We start from the raw sequence: 13,937 nt of genomic DNA, 5'->3' as shown, positions 1-13,937 counted from the left end.
AAGAAGGAACTGAAAACCATGAGAAAACGCAATTTCATAAAAAGCTTTTTATATTATTCAGCCATCATAGCCATACCCATCCTCACCGTATTCCTGGTATTCCTGGCCTTTGTCTTTCAGGGTAAACAGCGTGAAATCCGTGAGGACGCCGAGACAGCAGCCCAGGCCGTAAGGGATAACTACTCCCTGGTCCTGGACAGCGCCGCCACCCAGTACGATATCCTGGCCAGGAATCCCAGGCTGTCCATCTCCCTGCGGGGATTTATCTCCCATAAGCAGATTGGCTATCTGGACGTGATTCTGACCAACACCATCCTTTCCAACTTTAATTCACTGACCAACAACGCCCCCTATATTGCCTCTGTGTACTATTACCTGGATGGGTATGATTCCATTCTCACCTCTGACACAGGAGGGACTACACGGCTGTCACAGTTTTCAGACCTGAGCTGGAAGGATTCCTATGACCACTCTGATGAGGACGAATGGCTGGAACGCAGGGAAATGCACCAGTACTCCTACACGCAGCCAGTCCCTGTCCTTACCTACTTTAAAAAGCTGAGCATGTTTAAGGGCGTGGTTATGGTAAACATATATGAGGAACAGTTAAAACAGCTTATCAATACCAGTTCCCAGCTGGACCGTTTCTTTATTCTGGATAAGGACGGGAATTTCCTGCTCCAGGGAGGCGCCCAAACCGCCCAGCTGTCCCCGGAGGATAAGGATTTATTGGTCAGCCGCTTGGAACAGTCACCGGACGACGCCTACCGCGGGTGGGTAGACTTAAGCCGTGGAAAATACTATGTGAGAATCATTCCGGCTGACTGCGGGACTTATATCGCAGCCTGCATCAGCCACTCCAACTACTATCAGGCCCTTTACACCCTGCTGCTGCAGTTTCTGATGGTCCTGGCAGCAGTGATTTCCACCTCCCTGTGGATTGCTTATACCATTACCAAAAAGAATTTTCAACAGATTGATTATTTCGTTGAAGTGTTCTCGGATGCGGAGCGTGGTGTATTTAACCCTAAAAAGCCCGCGTTCATCAAAGATGAATACGATATAATCCTTAACAACCTGGTTCAGCTCTTTCTGAACCAGACCTTCCTTCGCAGCCAGCTGGCTCTGAAGGAGCAGGAACAGAAGCTGGCAGAGATGACAGCCCTTCAGCTGCAGATTAATCCCCATTTTCTGTTCAACACCCTGCAGACCCTGGATTTCAAGGCAATGGAATATACACATAAGCCCACTGCGGTAAACCAGATGATTGAGGCACTGTCCGATATCCTTAAATATTCCCTCCAGAATCCTCATTCCATGGTGACCCTAAAGGATGAAATTGATTATCTGAAAAAATACGACAGTATTCAGCGGTACCGCTATGAGGATAAATACATCCTCTATTATGAATACGAAAAGGAGCTGGAGAGCATCCCCATCATGCGCCTGATTCTCCAGCCTCTGATTGAAAACAGCCTGTACCACGGCATCAAGCCCCTGGAAGGCTCAGGCTTTATCAAGCTGCGCATTGTGAGAAGGGGCGGACACCTGATTTTTTCTGTCATTGACTCCGGGGTGGGCATGGAAAAAGCAGATATCCAAAAACTGTATGAAAAGATAGCCAATCCGGGCAGCGAGAATATCGGCCTTACCAACGTAAACAGCCGCCTCATCATGCGCTATGGGGAATGCGCCGGACTTAAGATACTCAGCAAAAAGGGAATGGGCACATGTATTTCATTTCGTATATCAATAGAAGAAATAGCGTGTTCCGTCCCGCATAAAGACACCAAGACGCACCAGCCCTCCAAATCAGCAGTCATATTTCAGGACATGCCGAATAAAATATAATATCACCCTTGAAAGGAGCACTTACATAATATGACGATCTATCCAATCTGTACCACCATAATGAAATACAGGATTATCCAGACACTGGCGGAAGCCTATTACAGATACCGAGTAAATAAACCATGTTTCATCATGCGTCAGAATAACCGCTGGACCCTTGTGACCATGGATAGATGACATCATATGACCTGCACGGGAACTTCATATCCATAAACAGCAAAGGACGCTGTCCTATGATGTGTGATTCAGGCATGAAATCTGAGCCTGAAACTCCATCATAAGACAGCGTCCTTATATAATTTTCTCAATTTTCCGTTGCAATTTTAGGATTCCTTCTTTTTCTTTCCAAGGACCAAATATACGGCCATCAGCATCCCCGAAAGAATGAACGATAACTCATGGGCACTGCTTCCCCTGTCACCTGTCTTCGGTATGGCAGCTAACGGTATCTCCCCATCGTCTATGATGGCCATTGACTGGCTGAATGCTGCCGATGCATCCGCTGGAAGGGATGCAAGGGGAACCTGTGAGGATTCAATCACATTCTGCTGCGCGCCTGGACCGCTCTGGGCATCAGTCCCCTGATATCTGCCTGTGCCGCCGGACGTTGTGGTGGTTCCTCCGCCTGAACTGCCGGAACCCTCAGAGCCTTGGGACGTATTCGTTGTGCCGCCGGCGGATGAACCTGGGGTATCTGTATCCGCTGTGTCGTTCCCGGACACTCCGCCCGATTCATTTCCATTACCGTTGTTTGAATCGTTATCTGGTTTTTCTGAGGAATCATTTCCTGAGGAATCATTGTCTGTGGAACCAGTGTCTGTGGAGCCGTCACCTGCGGAAGTACTATTATAGTAATAATTTTTAAATGTATACTCTATTTGATATGCGGTGCCAAATTTGGAAATGACACCGTCCACAGCCGGCTGCATAATCGGATCTCCTATATCCGGTACTTCTCCCGGGCACATTGCATGCCAGTTGCCGCTGTCTTCTTCCATCAGCATATGCATGGTTTTAGGGGTATTCACATTCCCTCCTGCATGCAGACTGGAAATCATATAGGTTGTGCTAACTGGATATGCTTTTAAATACTGGTACCACATACCCTCCTGGCTGTCAAAGGCCGCGTACGCATTCCAGTCCTTCAAAGCGTCACTTCCCGTTAAATATGGTATGATTTCCATATTTTCTGTGCTGTCTACTGTTCTGAAGTATATATGCAGGTATAAATTCTTTGGCCGCTTGTTATTTGGGACATTGTCTTTTTCCAGTCTTTCACTTACGATGCCGGCCAAATCGCCAAATCCTTCTTCCGATGCCAAAGGCCACTTAGAAGTACCATAATGGTCTTCTAACAGCTTCGCTATAATGCTATCATTGGTTACGTTATTATTCGAAATTCCCAATAAAGCCCGCCGTTGCTCAAACCGGTCTTTTCTCCCCGGAGTCTCATCGTATTCCCTGCACTTTGTATATGCTCTCATTAATACGGCGGCCCGCTCCATCAGCGAACCATATTGATTGTTAGAACCATAACCATAGGGGAAGCTTTCTCCCTCTCCCTCCGTGCCGAGGTCAATGTCTGTTTCAATCCAATCAATTTTTGTTCTAGCTGTTTCCGTTACCCCTCTAAACTCGTTATAAGTATCCTCTATCGTCTGGACTACCCTGTATTCAGCTGACGGCCCTACATTCCCTATCTTCATCTTTCCGTTGGGTTTTAGATTGAAGGTATAGGTATTGGTGTCGCCTTCTGTTACAGCGGTTGTATTATATTCCTCAGCCCCACCATCTCCTGTCAGCAGATAGAGCTTCTCATTCTTATTCTTCCTGCTGTCTGTGATGCTGACTTTATAGGTGTATTCGACTTTTTCAGCACCTTCACTGCCTTCCTGCAATTCATTGGCAATCACCAGATAAGGTGAGGTCTTAAATATAGCCGTAAATGCCGAGAAATGGTCAGTCTGGAAATGAATCTGTCCAACGGACGCGCTTCCGCTCACATCCAGTTCCTGGCGTCCCTCGCTGTCAACCGCAATATCGTCTGCTGAAATGCCATCCAGCACAGGCACCTGGGCTACGGCTTCTGTTTCCCCGCTGCCTTCCAGCTCCGCCTTTGCAGATACGGCCTGGACCTCCTGGGTAGGCGTCTCCAGATGGAGAATTTCAATCTGGTCCGCCTCCATGCTGGCCTTCTCAATCCGCTCTCCGCTAAAGGATACCGTAACAAGATTGCTGCCGTCCTCGGCCCAGCTGTTATCTAATTTCACGCCGTCATACATAAGGTTGATGTCATATGCAATGATGGTGCTGACCACTGTTCCGTCATCAGACTCAGCATCCACTTTTTCCGTCAGCGCTGATTCCACCTGCTCTGTTATCTCCTCTGCCTGTATCTGCGTGTCGGCAGGCAGCACTCCTTCGGGAGCAGTTATCCTGATTGTAACCCCATTGACCTCCACTGACTTGTCAAAAGCAGGATGTTCCAATGTCTCCAGGGTGTATACCTGTATGTTCTGCTCCTCATAAACCTCGGATATGGTATACCATGCTGTCTGTGATCCGTCCAGCTCATCCGTAACCGAGTCTGCTTCCAAATCCTCATCATTGGCAGTCACATTGTCAATTGTATATCCCAACTGGGTCTTGACGCCAAAGGTCAGGCTTTCGCCTTCCTTCACGCCTCTTGTCCCCTCCATAATCCGGGCACTGGCCTCAGGGAAACTGGTGTATGTCACCTTATAACCGTCAAAATCCTCCAATGCCTTTAACTGGTTCAGGCTTGTGGTGTAAACCTTGGCTGTGGAACAATACCCCATGCCAGCCAAATCAGAGGTGCTGGCCTTCTTAGTATCATCCTCCGGCACAGGTTCCGGAGCGGTCTCCTGCTCTGACTCTGAAGGAAGTGAGGCATCTGCGGACGGTGCTGTTGATGTTTCCGCTGAATCGAAAGATGGCTCGCTGCTTCCGGCCGTGCTGTCCGCTGCCTGCGTACTCTCAGGTGCGCTTCCCTCATCATCCGCTTTTGTAGTCTGCACTTCGTCTGTATCCGGCACATTCACTTCCGTTGTTGGGGCAGCCGGTTCCCTGGTCTCTTCCGCAGAAGGCTTCTCTGTTTCTTTTACCGTCTCTGTCTCTTTTTCTTTCCCTGTCTCAGCTGCTTCTTCTGTCTCCTTTACTTCCTTATGCTCCTCTTTCTCCCTGGGCTCAGTCTCCTTCTCATTGGAGGCTTCTTCCTTCTCCGGCACGTTTTCCTTTACATCGGCGGAATCTGCCGGACTGCCCTCCTCTTTCTCAGATACAACCGGGGCATCATGACGGGAAATGGCAGCTGCCGGCACAGCGCCCTCTTCTTTCTTATCCTCATCCTTATTTGACTTTTCTTCCCTGTCCTCCTGCTTCTGGGTGTCCTTATCCTGGTCCGCAATATCCTTTTCCGGCTTCTCATCAGAACCAGACCCGCTGTTCTTTTCCGGTACCTCTGCCTTTGTATCGGCAGCATTGTCTTTCTCAGTATCTGTTCCCTGAGCATCGTCCGGCGGCACGGCTTCTGTATCAGCTGTACTGTGATCTGCATTGCCGTCTGAACCGTGGTCTGTATTGCCGGCCGAACCAAGAGACCCGTCCTCAGGCCGTGATATTTCTTCCTGGTTTTCGCCGCTGCTTTCACTGCTGTTTTCGCTGGCATCTTGGCCGCTGTTTCCACTGTTTTCGCCGCTTCCGCTGCCATCTGCGCTTTCCTCCGGCAGAGTTGACTCCCCGGTGCCGTCGGCGCCGCTTTCAACCGATGTCTCAGATTCGGAGGCTTCTGTCTCCTCCTGGGCTGGCTTTGATATGATATCTACTTCCTCATCGCCAAATGCATCCTCATAACTCCTGATGGTGACGCGCTTTGTCTTTTTGACCTTTTCTACACCGTCATCCATCCGTGTGATTTCCGTGGTGCAGCTGATGGTCTCCTCCCCGTTATTCACATAAAGCAGGATGATTTCCTCGTCCCCGGTTACCATATACATATCGCCGGCATCCTCCGGAAGGCGCACAAATACACGCAGCTCCGCTTCCATGCTGCTTCCTTCCATCTCCGGATATACCTCATACACGGCACCCTTCGTACCGAAAAATACCTTTTCAAATTCTGCCGTCCTGCCATTGGTAAAGCCTAAATCATCTGCCGTTATCTCATGGCCGCTTTCAATGGCCTCCTCCACGGCAGCTACCAAATCCGCGCCTTTCATCTGGAACGTAACCTGGTCCGCCGTACCGGCATAGGATACATTCAGACCGGTGCCCAAATTCGTGAAAACCATGGCTGCTGTCAGCAAAAATGCCAGAATCCTTTTCTGGCTGTAATACATGGATTTCGTTATTGTACCGGAACTTCTCCGTCTTTCCATAATAGTTCTCCTTTTTCATAAACTCCCCTGCCAATCAGGTGCAGCTGCTTCACGATTCATCTTAACAATATCATATCATAAATGATTACACTTTGGTTACATTTTCATGTTTTTTATAAATTATTTATGTATTTTGAATTGTAACCAGAAGCCATTTTCCTTCACTATAGTTACATAATAGCATACAAAGCGTTACGTAAAGCGTTATTTCAAGCTGTAATTGGTCACTTTTTTTATTTTTACGTTATTTTATTCATTTTTTTATAATATGTGTGTCCGCATTTCCCTGCATTCCACACAAACCAGAAAAAAATGGAAATCTTTTTCTCCCCCCAAACCGTATAAAACAGCTGGAATCCGTACATCATTTCGTTATAGCAGATTCATCCAGTACAGCCCTGAATTTTTTCATGTCAGGGCGTATGGCATTATAACGGAGGTAAGGATTATGTCGGGCTACAAAGTTGAGATATGCGGAGTCAATACCGCCAAACTGCCTTTACTGAGCAATGAAGAGAAAGAGGAACTGTTTCAAAGAATACTGGACGGTGACAAGGAGGCCAGGGAGCAGTATATCAAAGGGAACCTGCGCCTGGTACTCAGCGTAATCCAGCGCTTTTCAAACAGCCAGGAAAACATCGACGACCTGTTCCAGATTGGATGCATCGGCCTAATCAAGGCCATCGACAATTTTGACATCACTCAGAATGTCAAATTTTCCACTTATGCAGTGCCTATGATACTGGGAGAAGTGCGCAGATATCTGAGGGACAATAATTCCATCCGGGTCAGCCGTTCCCTGAGGGATACTGCCTATAAGGCCCTCTATGCCAGGGAGCAGCTTACCAGAACCAATTCCAAGGAACCCACTCTCATGGAAATCGCACAGGAAATAGGTGTTTCAAAGGAAGACATCACCTATGCACTGGATGCCATACAGACTCCTGTCAGCCTGTATGAGCCGGTTTATACGGATGGCGGGGACCCTCTTTTTGTGATGGACCAAATTAGTGACAAAAAGAACCTGGAGGAAAACTGGGTGGAGGATTTATCTCTGGTGGAGGCCATGAAGCGGCTGCCGGAGCGGGAGCGCCATATCATTGACATGCGTTTCTTTGAAGGAAAAACCCAGACCGAGGTTGCCCAGGAAATCCATATCAGCCAGGCCCAGGTGAGCCGCCTTGAAAAAAATGCGCTGAAAAGTATGAAGTCCTATTTAAGCTGACCCTTGAAGCCTTTCAGCAGATGTGTTAAACTATTCATGTTAGTGCTTGTTTGAAACATATGCCAACAGAAAGTGAACATATCTATGGAACAAAATGAACGCAGATTTGCAGTATTGATTGATGCAGACAATGTCTCCCCCAAGTATATCAAATACATTTTGGACGAAGTTTCGGATGTGGGAATCGCCACCTACAAACGCATTTACGGCGACTGGACAGATAACGAAAAGCGCAGCTGGAAGAATGTGCTTCTGGACTGGTCCGTAAATCCCATCCAGCAGTACAGCTACACCACCGGAAAGAACGCCACTGATTCAGCCATGATTATTGATGCAATGGACATCCTATATTCCGGAAATGTAGATGGTTTCTGCCTGGTTTCCAGCGATTCGGATTTTACCAAGCTGGCCCAGCGCCTGAGGGAGGCAGGGATGTTTGTCATGGGAATTGGGGAGCAGAAAACCCCCAAGCCCTTCCGTGCAGCCTGCGATACGTTTAAATTGCTGGAGATCATATCCTCTGACGATGCACCGGAGACATCGGTCATCGAAAACCAGAAGACCATTACCAACATAGATGAAATCCAGAAGGCCATCACCAAGCTCCTCATTGAAAATAACAGCCAGAACCAGCCCATTATCCTTGCAAAGGTGGGTAACTTCCTTACAAAGCGCTTTTCAGATTTTGATGTCAGGAACTACGGCTACTCCAAGCTCTCCACCTTTTTGGAAAGCCTGAACAACAACGACTTTCAGGTGGTCAAGCTCCACGGCGGTTATTTTGTCCAGGAAAAGAGCGCCAGCATCTCCAAGACTGAGATTGAAAAGGAAATCATCCGCATCATCAAGGGATATAACGGACATGTGGATAATCTGAGCATCATACACGATGAGCTGAAAAAGACATACCCTTCCTTTGACGTGAAGCAGTATGGTTTCAGCCGCATTTCCAGCTTTATCCGCAGCTTCGGTACATTCCGCATCAGGGATAACATGGTTCAGCTCAAATAACAACAACAGAAACGCCCGGAAAGGGACATCCAGCCTGTGGATGCGGCCTTTTCCGGGCATTCCTGTTTTACTCTCTTTTCTGCCTCTCCTGTTATCTGCGGATGATTTCAAAGCCATCCTTAAACTCTTTATAGTCCCTTATGCCGATGAATTCTTCCGGAACAGGCATCTTCGTCATATGGCTGGTGATTTCATACCATTTGTCCATTTGGAATACAGCGTCCGGGTCTGTCCATATGGCCTCCGCCTCTTCTCTGGTCAGGTCCGTATATTTAAGTATGTCCTCAGGAAACTCCTGCTCTTTTCCGTAACATCCAAACTCTGATTCCAGGATTTCCTTATTAAATGATGTCGCCCTCTGGTACACATGCTTTTGATGTTTGTCGCTGTAGGCAACCATCAGCAGATCTCCGTCAAATTCGTCATAGAGAATGACATCCGACTTGAATATTTTTGACACCTTCCTGGCATTCTCCATGGTGCAGTTTTCCTGGAGACTCTGGCTGTCTATGCCCAGCCAGGGGCTGTCCTTTGTCCGGGCCGCCAGCGCATCCCCGCTTTTTACCCCAAAAAAGCCTGTGTCAATCTTCTTCACCAACTCCAGGCAGTCACCGATTTCCTCCGGGCTTAAGTCCTCCTCCAGAAGGACCAGACAGTTTGTCATAACATAGTTTTTGCCGTAATAGCCGTGAAATACCTCGTCCTCCATCTTTTTGCAGATACCCGCAGACGTATCCAAAATCCGGAAGGAATCAAGAGCCCGCCTGGCTTCTCCTATGGATTCCGGCGTTTCTTCCCTGAGACGTACCGTTACCGTGTAAAAATACTCCGGTCCCAGCACACTGAGCTCTACGCTATATCGGTATGCCCCTTCCCCGTATTCACCCCCACCGTATATCTGTCCTGTATTCTCCTCGGCCTTATACCGTATCTCCTTTTGGACAATCTCGTCTCCCTTCACCCTTCTGTATGTATACTCCAGCACCTCCGGCATGGAATCGTCCTTAACAGCTGCTCCGCTCTCCATCCTTCGGATGTAATCCGCCTTTGTCCTGGGGGTATCTATTCCCGCTATTGCAAAAAACTGCGGCTGCTCCCTGTATCCCCGGACCAGAATACTCCCCCATTCCGAGACCAGGACGTCCCCGAAATCACGGTTTCCCTGCTGGGTCCACTCCTCCTGCGGAAGCCGGATTTTATAATAAAGGGAGGATGATACATAGGTTCCGTCTGACCCCACCTGGTCAAAAACCGTATCATCGGGAACAGTAATCATAATACCGTCCTGTATTTTGTCTGCTGCTTTATTTCCATGTTCCGCTGTCTGACTTGCGTTTTCCCCCGAATCCGCCGTTCCCTCTTCAGACACCTCTGCCATTGCCATCCGGGCCTGTACGCTGCCCTCCGCTGTCTCTGTGCTTCCCGTTGTTCCTGTGCCTCCCGTTGTTCCTGTACTTCCCGCTGTTCCTGTGCTTCCCGTTGTTCCTGTGCTTTCACCACTCCCTGCTCCCCACGCCGCCAGTCCCAATGCCGCCGCCGCTGCGGCCGCTGCCAGTAACCTTCTGCCTGTCCCCCATTTTCCTGCCGGCACATGTACCTTTTTTTGCTTCAGGCTCAGAGGCTTCCCGCTTCCTCTCTCATTGCATATCTGAAACAGCATCTTAATGCCGCCTATTTGTGCTAACGGCTCCACGGGAATCATGACCGCCCCGCCCCGTCCTTTCATCAGATAAACATATTCCGGCGTATAAACCGCCTTCTCAAAATCCCCATAGGCATGTCTGACCACGGACCGTTCTCCATATTCACAGATACCGTCCTCTTCCAGTGCCAGCAGCTGCAAACCCACATACCGGTACGGGAACAATGCCGCCTTCCTCAGCTTCTGCACATTTCTCCAAGGCAGGCCCAATGCCCTGCATGCATCTGCTATCTGGTCCACGCTCCTGGTGTAACAGCAGAATGGGACGGTTCTTCTGCGGCAGGCTTCCTCCACATCCCCCATGGGAATTCGGCCATCCCTGTTCTCCAAACATTTTGTGTTCAGGCATCTGAACCATTCCTGCGCCTCCAGATCCCCTCCCAGGACCCGCTCCGGTATGGCCCAGAATTCCTTCTGCCCGAAAAACAGAATCAGGCCTTCCTTCCTATGAACCTCTGTCAGCGCAGAATACAGCAGCCATATATCCGTATTCCCGGTCTGTATGCGGATCACCTCATTCTCCATGGTGATACAGCAGTCTTCCTTCAGATTCATAAAATCCGGCCGGACCCTTCCCAGGTCCTTTTCCTTCAGAAAGTCTTTCTTATACCATCTGAGGAATCCTTTATACTCCTGTTCACTCAGCCTGAAACAGAGCCTTTCTCCCACCTGTGCTGCGGACATGCCTCTCCTACCCCCTTGGCCGGCTCTCCCCATACGCATCTTTAAGATATGGAAAGCCTTGTATATCAAATCATATTCCTGATAACAATGTACCGCATTTTCCTCTGTTAGACAAGCCTTAAGACAGCAAAAAAGCCAGCTCTTTCTGCTGACTTTCCATGCCTATTCAAATCTGACAATTTCTTTTTTTAGCCGTTTCATGATTTTCTTTTCCAGTCTGGATATATAGGACTGGGAGATTCCCAGCAGGTCGGCCACTTCCTTCTGGGTCATTTCCTCCCCGTCCTCGTTTGTAAGGCCGTACCGCAGCTCCACGATTTTGCGTTCCCTGGGGTTTAGGCGGCTGATTGCGTTGTTGAGAAGGCTTTTTTCTATCTCATCCTCGATATCGTGATAAATCACATCCTCATCCGTTCCAAGAATATCCGACAGCAGAAGTTCATTTCCATCCCAATCCACATTCAGAGGTTCATCTATGGACACTTCCAGACGTGTCTTATTATTCCTTCTGAGATACATGAGAATCTCATTCTCAATGCATCTGGAAGCATAGGTGGCCAGCTTGATGTTCTTATCCGGCTTAAAGGTATTGATGGCTTTGATGAGTCCGATGGTTCCGATGGAAATTAAATCCTCCACCCCCACGCTGGTGTTGTCGAATTTCTTCGCTATGTAGACTACCAGCCTCAGGTTGTGCTCAATCAGGGCCGCCCTGGCCTCCTTGTCATCCTCGCTTCCCAAAAGACTTATCATCCGGCCCTCTTCCTCTGTTTCCAGAGGGGCAGGCAGTATATCGGCGCCTCCTATATAATGCACCTCCCCCTGCCTGGGCATCAGTACGGTCCTGAAGCTGGGGATGGTCTTTAACTGGAAACGGTTTGGTATGGATACTTTTATAATCATGGAAATGTCCTCCTGTACGTTGTGTGTTATTCAAGTTCCTTAGTCGCTTTTCTGTATCAGGATTTGATACTCCCCTGAGGGAGAAAGCTCCTGCTTCGTAATGGCAATGAGGGGCTTCTCAAGGCTGTACCTGCCGCCCTCCTGCTCTATCTCCATCCGGTCTATGTACACGGCCGGCAGAATTCCGCGGCTGGTTCCCACGGACTGGTACGGCACATAGACCACACCCTTTACCGACGGACACAGCTGCTTCATGATACCGGCCGCCGCCACATGGACCGGCTGGCTGCTCACAGGCTCCCTCAGCCTGTTGCCCGTGTCTATAAGCCCTGTAACTGTCTCTTTCTTTTCGCCGTAAATCATGGTAACCCTGCATAAATCCTTCCTGTGGGCCATGGTACGGATTAATTCCTTTATCCCCCCTGAAAATCCATAGCAGGCTGCGGCTGCCCCTGCAATCATTAAAATCCAGCCCATGACGGGAATCCTTCTTCCATGTCCGGACTCCACCAAAAGCCATGCGTAATACCCAGCCCTGGTGTGTTCATAGAGCACCAGCATCACACCTCCAAGAACAACCGATACAAGGTAGATACCTGCCACGGATTTAATTACCTCTCTAGGGCTTTTCAGGTGATAGGCAGCTACGGCCATCAGGCTGCTCACCGCTACATACGTTCCCAATATCTCCACTGCGGCCGGAAGACCGGGAACCAGGCTCACCACACAGGACCATATACCGCCGATGACAGCTCCGGCCAGAATACGCCGCTTTGTGGTCCTGTAGGATAAAACTCTGTTTAAGATGGTCAGAACCATCATGTCCATTATGGTATTGACCGCGAATACCACATCTATGTATACTGTATAAACCACTCAGTCCGGCCTCACCTCCCTGGCAAACTTTCTGAAAGCCATTATAGCGGTTTCAAAGCGCGGATGTTGTCGAAATAACCGATAACAGGTACAATATTTATCGACAAAATTCGAGTTTCATACTAAATATGGTGTTTTTACAAAAAGCCGGAACGCCGCCGCCACATCCATACACGGTGTGGCGGCAGCGTTCCGGCTGTACGCGTCTCTATTTGATTGTGCTGTTCTTATAATAGCCTGTGTTTACAACAGCCTCTATTCACATAACCTGTTTCATGGTTCATTCACCACATTCTGAGGCGTGCCTGACATAAACCGGCTCAGGTTTTCCACTGCTATATCCATGAGCCTTTGTCTGGATTCCCTGGGCGCCCAGGCGATATGAGGCGTAATCAGTATATTTTCCGCGCCCAAAAGAGGATTATCCTCCTGTATGGGTTCTGCGGAAACCACATCCACCGCAGCGCCTCCTATCTTACCGCTGTCAAGTCCCTCCCTCAGGTCGGCTTCCTCCACCAGCTGTCCTCTGGAGGTGTTGATAATCAGAACCCCATCCTTCATCTTTTCAATGGTGCGGCGGTTGATGATTTTCTCTGTTTCAGGAAACAGAGGGCAGTGCAGGCTGATTACATCAGAGCCGGACAGCAGCTCTTCCAGGTCTGCGTATCGGCAGCTGTCCGTCTCCAGACCTTTATCCTGATACCGGTCAAAGGCCAGCACCTTCATTCCCAGAGCCTGGGCAATGACAGCAGTGCGCCTTCCTATGCGCCCGAATCCGATGATTCCCATGGTCTTTCCCGCAAGCTCTGTCAGCGGGTACTTCCAGAAACACCAGTCCCTGGAGCGGGTCCATTCGCCTGCCCTTACACAGTCAGAATGGAAGCCCACATGGTGGCACAGCTCCAGAAGCAGGGCAATGGCATACTGGGCCACTGCATCTGTGCCGTAGGAAGGAATGTTGGAAACAATGATCCCTGCATCTCCGGCTGCGCGTATGTCCACAATATTATAGCCTGTGGCCAATACCCCGATAAACCGCAGGTTGGGGCAGCTCTCTATTGTCCGGGCACTTATGGGCGTCTTATTTGTATACACCGCCTCTGCCTGGCCAATGCGTTCCACCACCCGGTCCTTGGGCGTCCTGTCATAAACCGTCAGATCCCCCAGGTCCTCCAGGCCCTTCCAGCTCAGATCCCCCGGATTTTCCGTATATCCGTCTAATACCACAATCCTCATATATGATTCATCCTTTCCATTTTCCCAGCGTACCATTTGGCGCTAATCCTCT

General features: G+C 49.2%; 9 protein-coding genes. 4 read left to right on the top strand and 5 right to left on the bottom strand.

The annotated features are described in order from the left end of the window. Positions 1-18: 18 nt before the first annotated feature. Together CGC65_RS11880 and CGC65_RS31300 are read left to right on the top strand one after the other, a co-directional pair. The gene (locus CGC65_RS11880; RefSeq protein WP_038282019.1) at positions 19-1,851 is read left to right on the top strand and encodes a sensor histidine kinase; all 1,833 of its coding nucleotides are present in this window, start codon (positions 19-21) and stop codon (positions 1,849-1,851) included. Positions 1,852-1,881: 30 nt separating this feature from the next. Continuing rightward, positions 1,882-2,028 (top strand): hypothetical protein, encoded by a 147-nt coding sequence (locus tag CGC65_RS31300; RefSeq protein WP_002567091.1) that lies wholly within the window; start codon positions 1,882-1,884, stop codon positions 2,026-2,028. Between the two features lie 146 nt (positions 2,029-2,174). Here CGC65_RS31300 and CGC65_RS11875 read toward each other — a convergent pair whose 3' ends face one another. Continuing rightward, complete coding sequence (locus CGC65_RS11875) at positions 2,175-6,248, bottom strand: doubled motif LPXTG anchor domain-containing protein (RefSeq protein WP_039896839.1); 4,074 nt, start codon at positions 6,246-6,248, stop codon at positions 2,175-2,177. Positions 6,249-6,696: 448 nt separating this feature from the next. Between CGC65_RS11875 and sigG the strand changes: the two genes are divergently transcribed. Both sigG and CGC65_RS11865 read left to right on the top strand, forming a co-directional pair. Then, on the top strand, positions 6,697-7,473 hold the full coding sequence (gene sigG / locus CGC65_RS11870) for an RNA polymerase sporulation sigma factor SigG (protein WP_002567089.1): 777 nt from the start codon (positions 6,697-6,699) through the stop codon (positions 7,471-7,473). 84 nt (positions 7,474-7,557) lie between these two features. Next, positions 7,558-8,484: an NYN domain-containing protein gene (locus tag CGC65_RS11865; RefSeq protein WP_002567088.1), complete on the top strand. Its 927-nt coding sequence runs from the start codon at positions 7,558-7,560 to the stop codon at positions 8,482-8,484. A gap of 91 nt (positions 8,485-8,575) precedes the next feature. Here CGC65_RS11865 and CGC65_RS11860 read toward each other — a convergent pair whose 3' ends face one another. The 4 genes from CGC65_RS11860 to CGC65_RS11845 form a co-directional block, all read right to left on the bottom strand. After that, entirely contained in the window at positions 8,576-10,870 is a 2,295-nt protein-coding gene (locus CGC65_RS11860) for a YcxB family protein (protein WP_002567087.1), read from the bottom strand. A gap of 162 nt (positions 10,871-11,032) precedes the next feature. Continuing rightward, on the bottom strand, positions 11,033-11,773 hold the full coding sequence (gene sigE, locus CGC65_RS11855) for an RNA polymerase sporulation sigma factor SigE (protein WP_002567086.1): 741 nt from the start codon (positions 11,771-11,773) through the stop codon (positions 11,033-11,035). A gap of 39 nt (positions 11,774-11,812) precedes the next feature. Then, positions 11,813-12,649, bottom strand: a complete 837-nt coding sequence (locus CGC65_RS11850) for a sigma-E processing peptidase SpoIIGA (RefSeq protein ID WP_002567085.1) — start codon at positions 12,647-12,649, stop codon at positions 11,813-11,815. A 273-nt stretch (positions 12,650-12,922) separates the two neighbouring features. Next, on the bottom strand, positions 12,923-13,885 hold the full coding sequence (locus tag CGC65_RS11845) for a D-2-hydroxyacid dehydrogenase (protein ID WP_038282022.1): 963 nt from the start codon (positions 13,883-13,885) through the stop codon (positions 12,923-12,925). Between the last annotated feature and the right edge of the window lie 52 nt (positions 13,886-13,937).

Source organism: Enterocloster bolteae, from assembly GCF_002234575.2.
Taxonomy (GTDB): domain Bacteria; phylum Bacillota; class Clostridia; order Lachnospirales; family Lachnospiraceae; genus Enterocloster; species Enterocloster bolteae.
This window is presented reverse-complemented; position numbering and strand designations above follow the sequence as displayed.